The sequence below is a fragment of the Fodinibius sp. genome, from assembly GCF_041642155.1.
Taxonomy (GTDB): domain Bacteria; phylum Bacteroidota; class Rhodothermia; order Balneolales; family Balneolaceae; genus Fodinibius.
Genome location: NZ_JBEPWZ010000098.1, coordinates 1 through 10,135, shown reverse-complemented (window position 1 = coordinate 10,135; position 10,135 = coordinate 1). Strand labels below are relative to the sequence as shown.

General features: G+C 49.5%; 11 protein-coding genes. 9 read left to right on the top strand and 2 right to left on the bottom strand.

What is annotated here, in order from left to right:
* Window positions 1-275, top strand: a 275-nt coding sequence (tsaE, locus tag ACESLU_RS07660) for a tRNA (adenosine(37)-N6)-threonylcarbamoyltransferase complex ATPase subunit type 1 TsaE (RefSeq protein ID WP_372637419.1), incomplete at its 5' end; no start/stop codon positions are given.
* Between the two features lie 22 nt (window positions 276-297).
* Window positions 298-579: a hypothetical protein gene (locus ACESLU_RS07655; protein WP_073061289.1), complete on the top strand. Its 282-nt coding sequence runs from the start codon at window positions 298-300 to the stop codon at window positions 577-579.
* Between the two features lie 50 nt (window positions 580-629).
* Here the strand turns inward: ACESLU_RS07655 and ACESLU_RS07650 are convergent, their stop codons facing one another.
* Window positions 630-2,075, bottom strand: coding sequence for a sodium:solute symporter (locus tag ACESLU_RS07650; RefSeq protein ID WP_372637415.1), 1,446 nt, complete (start codon window positions 2,073-2,075; stop codon window positions 630-632).
* A gap of 175 nt (window positions 2,076-2,250) precedes the next feature.
* Window positions 2,251-4,683 carry a response regulator gene (locus ACESLU_RS07645; RefSeq protein WP_372637412.1) on the bottom strand — a complete coding sequence of 811 codons (2,433 nt, stop codon included), beginning with the start codon at window positions 4,681-4,683 and terminating at the stop codon, window positions 2,251-2,253.
* A 632-nt stretch (window positions 4,684-5,315) separates the two neighbouring features.
* Between ACESLU_RS07645 and ACESLU_RS07640 the strand changes: the two genes are divergently transcribed.
* The 7 genes from ACESLU_RS07640 to ACESLU_RS07610 all read left to right on the top strand — a co-directional run.
* Entirely contained in the window at window positions 5,316-5,891 is a 576-nt protein-coding gene (locus ACESLU_RS07640) for a Crp/Fnr family transcriptional regulator (RefSeq protein ID WP_372637409.1), read from the top strand.
* Window positions 5,892-6,112: 221 nt separating this feature from the next.
* A complete protein-coding gene (locus ACESLU_RS07635) occupies window positions 6,113-6,310 on the top strand; it encodes a hypothetical protein (RefSeq protein WP_372637407.1) in 198 nt (65 codons plus the stop codon).
* A gap of 203 nt (window positions 6,311-6,513) precedes the next feature.
* Window positions 6,514-7,209: an NADPH-dependent F420 reductase gene (locus ACESLU_RS07630; RefSeq protein ID WP_372637404.1), complete on the top strand. Its 696-nt coding sequence runs from the start codon at window positions 6,514-6,516 to the stop codon at window positions 7,207-7,209.
* 163 nt (window positions 7,210-7,372) lie between these two features.
* Window positions 7,373-7,954, top strand: a complete 582-nt coding sequence (locus ACESLU_RS07625) for an NADPH-dependent FMN reductase (RefSeq protein WP_372637401.1) — start codon at window positions 7,373-7,375, stop codon at window positions 7,952-7,954.
* Window positions 7,955-8,006: 52 nt separating this feature from the next.
* The gene (locus ACESLU_RS07620) at window positions 8,007-8,498 is read left to right on the top strand and encodes a VOC family protein (RefSeq protein ID WP_372637398.1); all 492 of its coding nucleotides are present in this window, start codon (window positions 8,007-8,009) and stop codon (window positions 8,496-8,498) included.
* Between the two features lie 108 nt (window positions 8,499-8,606).
* On the top strand, window positions 8,607-9,575 hold the full coding sequence (locus ACESLU_RS07615) for a universal stress protein (RefSeq protein ID WP_372637395.1): 969 nt from the start codon (window positions 8,607-8,609) through the stop codon (window positions 9,573-9,575).
* Window positions 9,576-9,816: 241 nt separating this feature from the next.
* A partial coding sequence (locus ACESLU_RS07610) for an ArsR/SmtB family transcription factor (protein ID WP_372637393.1) occupies window positions 9,817-10,135 on the top strand: 319 nt, incomplete at its 3' end.

Here is a 10,135-nt window from a genome sequence, read left to right as displayed (position 1 = left end):
TCGATCCGGACCGCGTGCAGTCCCCGACCTATACCCTTATTCACGAATACGAGGGAAAGGAAGGGCTGGCGCTCTATCATTTCGACTGCTACCGGATGAGTTCTCCGGAGGAGGCCCGGGAGATCGGGGCGGAAGAATATTTTTACGGGGAGGGCATATGCGTCATTGAATGGCCCGAGCGCATCGCCGCGCTGATCCCTCCCGAAGCGCTGTGGATATCGATCACCGCGCCGGATGAGAAAACACGAAAATTTGTCATTGGAAAAAAGAGTTAGTAATCCCGTATATTCAGGAGTTATGGCAACGAAGAAAAGATTATCATATAGACTCGACCGCCTGCCGGTTATTTACCCTTTTAACCGCCGCGCGGATAACAACATCCAGCTGGGCGACCTGGTGTATTACGGTCCCAGCCCCGAGTATTACGGCATCGGCGAGGTCGTCCGCTGCGTGGAGGGACACTGTATTGTCGATTTCAGGGGCACGGGCATGCTGAATATCGAAAAGGACGCGCTGGCGATGAAATACCTTATTCCCATCCACAAGCTGAACCTGGGACATATCCTGAAGAGTACCTGAGCTGGAGGGGGGAGGCCGCTGGATGGCGTCATTTTCCTTTCTCTCCTGAATCATTCCGTGAGCTCCCTGCTGAAATCCGTCTCTTCCAGTACCCCGCCTGTTCCCTTTCCCACGCGTCCCGCCAGCCACAGCATAATACTGACAGCCAGTCCCGGGTAGAAAGGCTCCATGCCCATGAAGGTATAGTCGTACTCCATGGTGCTGGTGAGTGTACCGAGGATGAGCCAGCACAACGACACTCCGATGCTGATGACCATTGTGGGAAGCACCCAGCCCTCCCGGAGGGAGAAAAAACGCAGGTACACCCCTAAAACGGGGATCAGCAGTCCCGGCAGCATCACCGATCCGATGACGTACCAGAGGTCGATAACGCTGGGATACACGAGGATAAGCAGGATCCCCAGGACCGCCGCAATGACCGTACTGATGCGTGTCAGCGTATTATTTTTGACTGAAGGAAAATGTTTCGCCAGGAAATCACGCCCCAGCGTCTGCCCCGACAAAAAGAGATAACTGTCCAGCGTAGACATGATTGTCGCCAGCAGGGCCACAAAGAACAGCCCCTTGAAACCGAGCGGCAGAATCTCATTGGCCAGGTACGGATACACCATGATCGGTTCGGCCAGGTCGGGTCCCAGTATCGCCCACCCGTAGATGCCGCTGAACATCGTCAGGAAATCGAAGAGCGACCAGAGCAGGATCGAAATGAAAATTCCCTGCCGGGCCGTAGCGGGACTTTTAGCCGCGGCGGCGCGCTGGTGAAAACTCGGGTCGACGAACGTCCACAGCGCAATGAAGAACCAGACCAGGATATATTGGAGATCCTGTCCCCCGGTAATATCGCGGTAGCTGGCGGGCATCTGTTTCCAGAGGGATTCCAGTCCCCCAAAATCGATCCCCGCGAAGATCAACAGGAGGATAAAGCCCCCGAACATGAGTACAATCTGAAGCATGTCGGTATGCACCACGGCGCTGAACCCGCCGAAAATGACATACGCCACCGAAAAGAAGGCCACCGCGCCGGCATACCACAGGAAATTACCCGATCCCCCGGTGAGATACTGGAAAATAAGTCCCAGCATCAGGATATACGGGGCCGGACTGACGAGGATAAAGATGGGCAGTGCGGAAAACTGTCCCGCTCGCTCCCCGTAGAAATTCCCCACCGCCTCGGGCAGCGAAAGTGCCTTGTTCATGCGAATCTTGCCCGCCAGCAGCCAGGCAAAGAGGGCCGAGAAGACGTAGAAAGGAAAGCCGAAGAGCAGCCACTGCGAGATGCCGAACTGATAGCTGTACTCCCCGACACCCAGGATGCCGCCGTACCAGGTGGAAACCAGGGTGGCGACGAAGGCAGGCAGGCTCATCTTGCGTCCCGACAACAGAAACGTCTCCTCATCCGTCTCCTCCCAGTCGCGCTGCCAGGTCAGGTAGATCAGAAAAATAAAATAGAGCGAGATGATCGCCCAGTCGATGAGTTTAAATTCGAGTTCGGTCAACGGTGGTAATGAATAAGATTGTGCCCGGTTCACTCAAATGCTGTGGACTGCCTTGCGCGCGATTACATTCCCGGTGAAAAATACAGGTCAAAGATAGGGCAAAATTCCGCAGTAATGCGATCCAAATTTCGGGATATTATTTTTCTTTTTTCCCTTATCCCTTTTCCCATAAGCTTCAGGCATGTGCGCGAATGGTCTTGATCAGCGTTTCAAAGGCATCCGTCTTTGTCAGGTAGGCGGATGCCCCGGCGCTTTTCATGTTTTGGATCACTTCCTGGCTGTTGTGAAGGGATAAGGCGATAATCCGTGTATCTTTCCCGGATCCGGTTATCGTTTTCGTGGCCTCGATACCATCCATTACGGGCATATTCACATCCATCAGAATGACATCAGCAGACTTCTCATCGGCCAATTCCACCGCTTCCCGGCCATTGGACGCTTCCGCAACAATGCTTATATCCTCCTGTTTTTCTATCATTTGGCGAAATCCCCTGCGCACCATGTCATGATCATCCACCAGCATGACCGTAATGTTCCGTTCCGGTATGGACGCCTCCTCCTTTTTATCGGCAGGCGGGACCGATTCCATGTCAGCCCGGGGCGATACCTCCCGTGCCGCCTGCTCTTTCAGCGGGGCATACAGGGTCGCTTTGGTCCCTCTTCCCGGTTCTGAATTGATCTCAAAGGCGCCTCCATGCCAATTTATCCGCTCCTGTATGTTAAACAGTCCAAATCGTCCTTCCTCCGTAGACTTCAGAAGATGTTTTTGTACATCAAAACCCTTGCCCTGATCCCTGACCGTAATCTTCACGTGTTGATCCTTGCGCAGGGCATGTATCCGGGCTTTCCGGGTATCCGCGTGCTTGATCACGTTAAGCAACAGCTCGCGTACCGATTGATGCAACGTTGTACGGATCTGTTTATCGACCGTTTTCGGCTTCCCGTCGTCGTGAACCTCAATATCCAGCCCCTGTTTCTTCATTTCATTCGCGGTCCATTGCAATACTTCCGTGACATCTTCTTTGTTGAGAACGGGCGGTGGTTTCAATTCCACCATCAGGTTCTGATTGTAATCAAGAGCGTCGTTCACTATTTCTCTCAATACCCGCAGCTCCTCCGGGCCCCGGCCCGAAAAGTGGTCGCGCTGTAATCTGTCGACCTGCATTTTAGCCAGGCTAAGCATCTGCCCCAGATTATCATGAAGCTCGGCTGCCAGCCGCTGTCGTTCCTGCTCTTCCGCTTCATTCAGCCTGGAGGCGAGCGACTGCAGCTTTTTCTGGTACGACCGCAATTCCCGGGTTCTTTTTTCCACCCGCTTTTCCAGGGTGTTGTTCATGGCCTGCAGCTTTTCTTTGGCGTGGTGGCGTTCGGTCAGATCCACGCCCTGGGCAAATATTCCGTTTACCGAGCCGTCGGAATTACGCAGGGGCTGATATACCAGGTCGAGATACCGTGTTTCCAGTCCCTCGTTGGACTCCGGGTGGCGGTCAAGCTTGATAGGGATATCGGTCATGACCACTGGTTCGCCCGTCTCATATACGTTGTCCAGCCGTTCAAAAAACCCCTGGCCTTCTACCTCGGGCAGCACTTCCCGAAGCGGGCGGCCGATCAACTCCCGGTTTTTCCCCACCAGCTTTCTGTACAACTCGTTGGCCCGTTCAAAGACATGATCGGGTCCCCGCAGGACACACATAAAAGAGGGAGCATAATGGAAAAATTCAGATAGTTGCTTTCGATCCCTTCGTATCTCCCGGAGCAGCTGATCGCGTTTTTCCCGGTCCTGTTTGCGTTTGGTGATATCATTAAAAAGGGCAGCCACTTTTCGCTCTTCGGGCCAGCCTATGCGAAATGCCGATATTTCAAACCAGCGCCCTAATTCCTCGCTGTGGTAGTCGTACTGTATAGATTCGCCTGTCAGGGCTACCCTGCCAAAACGCTCAAACCAGCGGTTATCCAGCTTCGGTACGAGTTTCGAGGCGTGCTCGCCTTCTGCCTCCTTCTCTCTTACATCGGTGTATTCCACAAATTCTGCATTGGTTTCAAGGAAAAGGCCATCCGTGGGCGTATCACTTTCCTTGAATTTCACTTTCAGAATACCGAATCCTGCATTCCGTTTTTCAAAAGTGCGGTTATCCTCCGGCTCCGCGCGTGTCGTGTTTGCCGTCTTATCAGCCAGTATTACAACCCCGCCCCCGGTCTCCTGGTCATCCGGAACAGGATAAAACGATACCTCAGCATGACGCTCGTCGTAACCAGCAAATGAAAGCGAGTTATTTCCGCAGGACACCACCTTCCCGGTAGAGCGAGCCTTCCGGACACAGGAAGCAAAATCCGGCCACTTATCTTCCATCAGGGGCCGGGCCGGTTGTCCCAGCGGGTAATCATCTCCTATCTGAGTTTTCCAGGCGTCGTTGTAAAAAAATAAATAGTCGTTTCCCCAGCAGATCCCGGCGGGAATATCCAACGCCAGGCAAATATTGAAAACCGATCGCAGGGGAACGGGCCATTCTTCGACGGCACCAAGGAAGGTGTCTGACCACTGCCGGTTACGGAGTTGGTTGCTAATAACGCTGGATCTATAATCAATTTTAATCGTAGAATGGCTCATACAGGAACCAGATTTGTCAGACAATAATTGACGTGAAAATGAACGCCTATCCAGGCAAACCGGAGTAATAATAAGCAGGGCGTCAACTTGTGGATAGAGTTGCTTAGCTCCGACAACCAGAATAATATAACATTTGGTAATGCAGGTAGCCCTTAAAAAATGAGTCAGGATAGATAAATATGCTTTCAGACTTCTTTCCATTTGCCGTAATTATTTCCTGGCAAATCCTGACTGGCCGTCTTATCTTTTCTGTGACGTACTTTACGGATAAAAGGTTATTTGAACTTGTACACAGATAAGTCCAAGACCGTAATCCATGTTTATCCGCGCGAAGAACACCTGAAGACATAGTTTAACCCTTGTAAGTATATGATCAATAAGTCAATAATTCAATGGTATAGTTTAAGCACGTCTTCTCTCCCCGATCCACTTGCATACTCTACCCGGCTTTTCGTATATAGCGTTATTTTGATTAACTGCTCAAATCCAAACAATAGACAATCGGACGTATTTCCCGGACATCCTCCTGCTGGATATCCGTTTTTTATTTCCTGATATTTCCCCGTACATTTTTAGATGTCAATATTCGATATCATACATTATTGAGCGGACTATCTAAAAGCTGATACCAAATGTTCGAGCAATTAAGGGAAAGTATTCAGGAACATGTTTCACTACCCGACAAGCAGTGGGAACTCTGCAAAAATCATTTTCAGCCAAAACGGATGCTCAAGCGGCAATTCCTGCTTCAGGAAGGGGATGTTTGCCGGCAGTTAACGTTTCTTGAAAAAGGGTCCTTGTATTCGTACTCCGTGGATTCAAAGGGGAATCAGCATGTCCTGCGGTTCGCTTTTGAAGGCTGGTGGATTGCGGATCTGCAAAGCTTTTTCACGGGGAAACCTTCGACGCTGAACATTGAGGTGCTGGAAGACAGCGAACTGCTTGTTCTGGACAGGAAAAATCACGAAAAGCTTCTAAAAGAAGTCCCGTCCTATGAGCGCTATCACAGGATCATCGTCGAAAATGCATACGTGGCCCTGCAGCAGCGCGTGGAAAATGCGTTGGGACTTACGGCCGAAGAAAAATATGCCAGGCTAATTAAGCATAATCATGAATTTATGAATCGTGTCCCCCTTAATTTAGTGGCTTCCTATCTGGGCATGAGTCCCGAAACACTGAGCCGTGTTCGCGGAAATTTCAGCGGTTGAGTTTTGTTTCCCCTTTAGCCCGCGTTTCTCACCAAGTAATTTGTACTTCAGCAAGGCGAAGAAAAAATAGATTTCTTATCAAATATCAATGCTGAAGTTCCGACAATAGAGTACTTTTATAAAAGACATAATTAATACAGCATCGGATGCCGTTCGTTTGTCTTCAGAATAAATCGGCATTTGACGGCGTAAATCAGAATAAAAAAAGAGAAAGGAGAGCTATGGAACCTTATAAAGATTTAAATAAAAGTTATATCGAAGGGAACGTGATTCACCCGGTCAACGACGATGCCAATGCCGTGTTTGGCGGAGAAAAACAATCCGGTGTCGGACGTTTTAACGGAGACTTTGTGAAGGAAAAAATCACCACAGCCAAGTGGGTCACCGTACAGCACGAAGACCGTGAATATACGTTGTAATACAATATAGTTTATCAATTGGCAGTTAGAATTTTTAGGTGGATACCTGGTCAGGTATCCACTTTTTTACTTCAGGAATGAAGGGTTTTCTTCCCCGGTTTTTGATATATATCAAGGGTTTTTGCTATCACATATCAATGACAAGGGAGCGCCGGCAGGCTATGTTTACACAACAAAATGAAACGGTAACCAGAATAATCATTATGCCCATTACAAAACAAACAATTGCCGTCATCGGAGCCGGTGGAAATATGGGCTTCGCCATTGCCAAAAGTATTGCAGGGGACAACTACCGCCTGCTTCTTTTTGACAGAGCCCCTGAAAAACCGGGGTCGTTAACGGAAAAAATTAAACAGGCCCATCCGGGCGCCGATGTAGAATCCATGGATTGTGCCCACGACTGCAGCTGGGAGGCCGACATTATAATTCTGGCCGTCCCGCACGGAGCCGAAAAAGAAATTGCCGGCAAGATACGCGATGTGGCCACTCAGAAAGTGGTGATCAGCATTGCCAATCCGGTGGATGAGGATTTCAGCAAGCTGACAACCGAACCAGATAGCAGTGCCGCCGAGGAGCTACAAGAGTGGCTGCCGCACTCCAGGGTCGTCAAAGCGTTCAATACCACCTTCGCCGCCGACTTTGAGCAGCCGGTCATCGACGGAAAGCAGGCCGATGCCTTTATTGCGGGCGACGACGAGGAGGCTTTACAGGCGGTAACCGCACTTGTGGAAACGGCGGGATTCAACCCGGTTGTCGCCGGGGACCTGTCGGCAAGCGGTACGCTCGAGCGCATGCAGCTGCTGCTTATGCAGATTACGACCAGAAACAATGACAACCGGCTGGCCGGCTGGAAGATACTGCACTCAAATCACCGGTACCATCGATTGCACGGAGTTTGATCTCGGAGGCGATTTTCCGCCGCTCATGATCAGCAATGAGGTTTTATTAAAGCCGGCGGTGAGTTTATCAGGCAATAAGATATTTTATCACCCATCGGATCCGCCGGGTTTCTGAAGCTTTGCGGATCCTTTAAATGGAAATTACCAGAAATAAATTGACTTCATGTATAACTTGAAAATCATCTCCTCAACAACTCGTCCCGGCAGAAAGGGGCCCATTGTTGCAAAATGGATCACCGAAAAAGCAAGTCAACACAAAATATTTGACGTGGAATTGCTGGATCTCGGGGAAGTAAATCTGCCGATGATGAATGAACCCCGACATCCGAGATTAAAAAACTATGAACATAATCATACCAGGCAGTGGAGCGCTAAAATTGATGAAGCGGATGCGTTCATCTTTGTTACGGCCGAGTATAACCACACCTATCCCGCCTCCTTGCAAAATGCTCTTCAATACCTGTCGCAGGAATGGAATTATAAAGCGGCCGGGGTGGTAAGCTACGGCGGCGTATCGGCGGGAACCAGGGCTTATATTGATTTAAAAAGAGATCTGCTGACTTTTAAAATGGCCCCTCTGCTGGAGGCAGTGAACATTCCGTTCTTTACTCAATTTATAAATGATGAAAACCAGCTCACGCCCAACGCAGAGATGGAACAAGCTGCCCATGCGATGTTGGATGAACTGGCAAGGTGGAGCGCCGGAATGAAAGTGATTAAAGAGAATAAAGCTGTAAGCGTTTAATCCATTACTTGACTTGTCAATATAAATAAACCAATTCAAAAGAATACTGAGCATGGACCATAAATATACCACACCCGCCGATACACGTATTGGACATATCCATCTTAAAGTATCGGATCTGGACCGGGCACTTGAATTTTACCGCGACCTCCTGGGTTTTGAGCTGACGACCATGTACGGGGAAAATGCGGCTTTTCTTTCGGCCGGCGGATACCATCATCATATTGGACTAAACACCTGGCACAGCAAAGACGGTCGGGCCGCATCGCGCAACAGCGCCGGTTTGTATCACACCGCCATTTTGTATCCCACCCGCAGAGACCTGGCCGTAATCCTGCGGCGGCTGATCGATGCGGATTATCCCCTCAGCGGTGCCAGTGATCACGGCGTATCGGAAGCGATTTACCTGGATGACCCGGATGGCAACGGGGTGGAACTCTACCGCGATCGCCCCCGCGACCAGTGGGAATACAGAGCGGACGGTTCGGTGAAAATGGTTACCGATCCTCTTGACCTGCAAGATCTGCTCAAGGAGCTGGATTAGAATATCACGTGTATGGACCTTTAGAAATCATGTGTATATTGATCGTTGAAGATGCCATGCGGGCAGTAGATGAAATGTAATTCTTGATATCGACAAATTATCGTTGCTATGTACACTATAAATAAGATATTAGTACCGACCGATTTCTCTGAAAATGCATCCAATGCCTATAGCCATGCCCGGCAGATTGCCGGCCGTTATGGCGCAAAGATAGATTTCATCCACATTATTCCAACACTGGAGTATTTTAATGAAAGTTTGCAGCAGCTTGACATGCCGCTTGATATGGATAAAGAGGTATATCCGGACGCCCAGGAGCGGGCATCCGTGCACATTACCGAACTTATGAATGATCACCTTGAGCCGGAGAATAAAGGCGAGGGTATTGTGAGGATCGCTCCAAAACCCTCGAAAGCAATTGCTGAATATGCCGAACAGGGCAGCTACGATTTAATCGTAATTGCTGCAAAAGGACGCCACGAGTCTGATCTGCTTCGAGGCAGTGTCACTGAGAAGCTGATACGTTACTCAACAGTGCCCGTCCTGCATACCGACCAACCCAGTATTGAACGTATAAAAAATATCATGGTGCCGACGGACGGTTCACCTGCTTCACTGCAAGCCCTGCCGGTGGCCGTCTCTATTGCTTTAAGGCATAACGCTTCCATCACCTTGTTTCACGGGTTGGAAAAACAGGAGACCATTATAGAAAATGCATTAGAAGATCCATATAAATCATCAGCCGAAAACATCCGGGATTCCATTTATGATGCGGTGGATGAGTTTTTCAGGGAGTCATGGGATAAGGTGGAGCTGCGACGAGGGCAAGGATTTGAAAGTCAGTTTGTAGTCAGCACAGAGGCCTCGAGTGCTATCGTTGATGTAGAGACGGTTATTGAGAAAGGGGTTTCGGCCCATTATGCCATAACCAGTTATGGAGACGAATATGCAGATTTAATGGTACTGGCAACGCACGGACACAGCGGGTTGAAGCATCTCATTCTTGGTTCAACGGCGGAAAAAGTGGTACGACATTCGGCAACACCAACGGTTACTGTTAAGCCGGATTTTGTTTAGAATTTATAACCTGGGAACCGGACCAGCCGGAGCGATTGTTGCTGCCCGACTTTCCATCGAGGTCATAACACGAAATTTTATAGTTTTTTATTGGATTTGCAGATCTCATTTACATCATTTGTTACGACTTACTGGGGAGCCGCATAATGAATTGGGCCGGGCGATTTTTTGTACACACTTGATTGCATCATATTAAAATTCGGGTTATTTTATCGTAAAACTACGATAACCGATAAATGTTATGGCTATTACAAAAGCAAAACTGTTTGACACCTCCCGCAAACGTAGTGCGGAGCTGATGAAAGCACTTGGGCATCCGGCGCGAATTGCCATCATTGAGTTGCTGGCAGAGCGGGATACGTGTATCTGCGGAGATATAACGGAAGAATTGCCGTTGGCACAGTCGACGGTTTCTCAACATTTGAAGGCGCTGAAAAAGGCCGGAATTATCCGGGGAGAGGTGGATGGGGTGCGCACTTGCTACTGCCTGAATCCCGATGGAATTGTTGAGTTGCACGAACTGCTGACTCCGCTGATTAAAAATTTGACAATCGCAACGC

Bases quoted from the DNA above. Each gene is read 5' to 3' on its own strand.
- ACESLU_RS07655 (WP_073061289.1), top strand. From the start codon at position 298: ATGGCAACGAAGAAAAGATTATCATATAGACTCGACCGCCTGCCGGTT.
- ACESLU_RS07630 (WP_372637404.1), top strand. From the start codon at position 6,514: ATGCCCATTACAAAACAAACAATTGCCGTCATCGGAGCCGGTGGAAAT.
- ACESLU_RS07640 (WP_372637409.1), top strand. From the start codon at position 5,316: ATGTTCGAGCAATTAAGGGAAAGTATTCAGGAACATGTTTCACTACCC.
- ACESLU_RS07645 (WP_372637412.1), bottom strand. From the start codon at position 4,683: ATGAGCCATTCTACGATTAAAATTGATTATAGATCCAGCGTTATTAGC.
- ACESLU_RS07625 (WP_372637401.1), top strand. From the start codon at position 7,373: ATGTATAACTTGAAAATCATCTCCTCAACAACTCGTCCCGGCAGAAAG.
- ACESLU_RS07620 (WP_372637398.1), top strand. From the start codon at position 8,007: ATGGACCATAAATATACCACACCCGCCGATACACGTATTGGACATATC.
- ACESLU_RS07615 (WP_372637395.1), top strand. From the start codon at position 8,607: ATGTACACTATAAATAAGATATTAGTACCGACCGATTTCTCTGAAAAT.
- ACESLU_RS07635 (WP_372637407.1), top strand. From the start codon at position 6,113: ATGGAACCTTATAAAGATTTAAATAAAAGTTATATCGAAGGGAACGTG.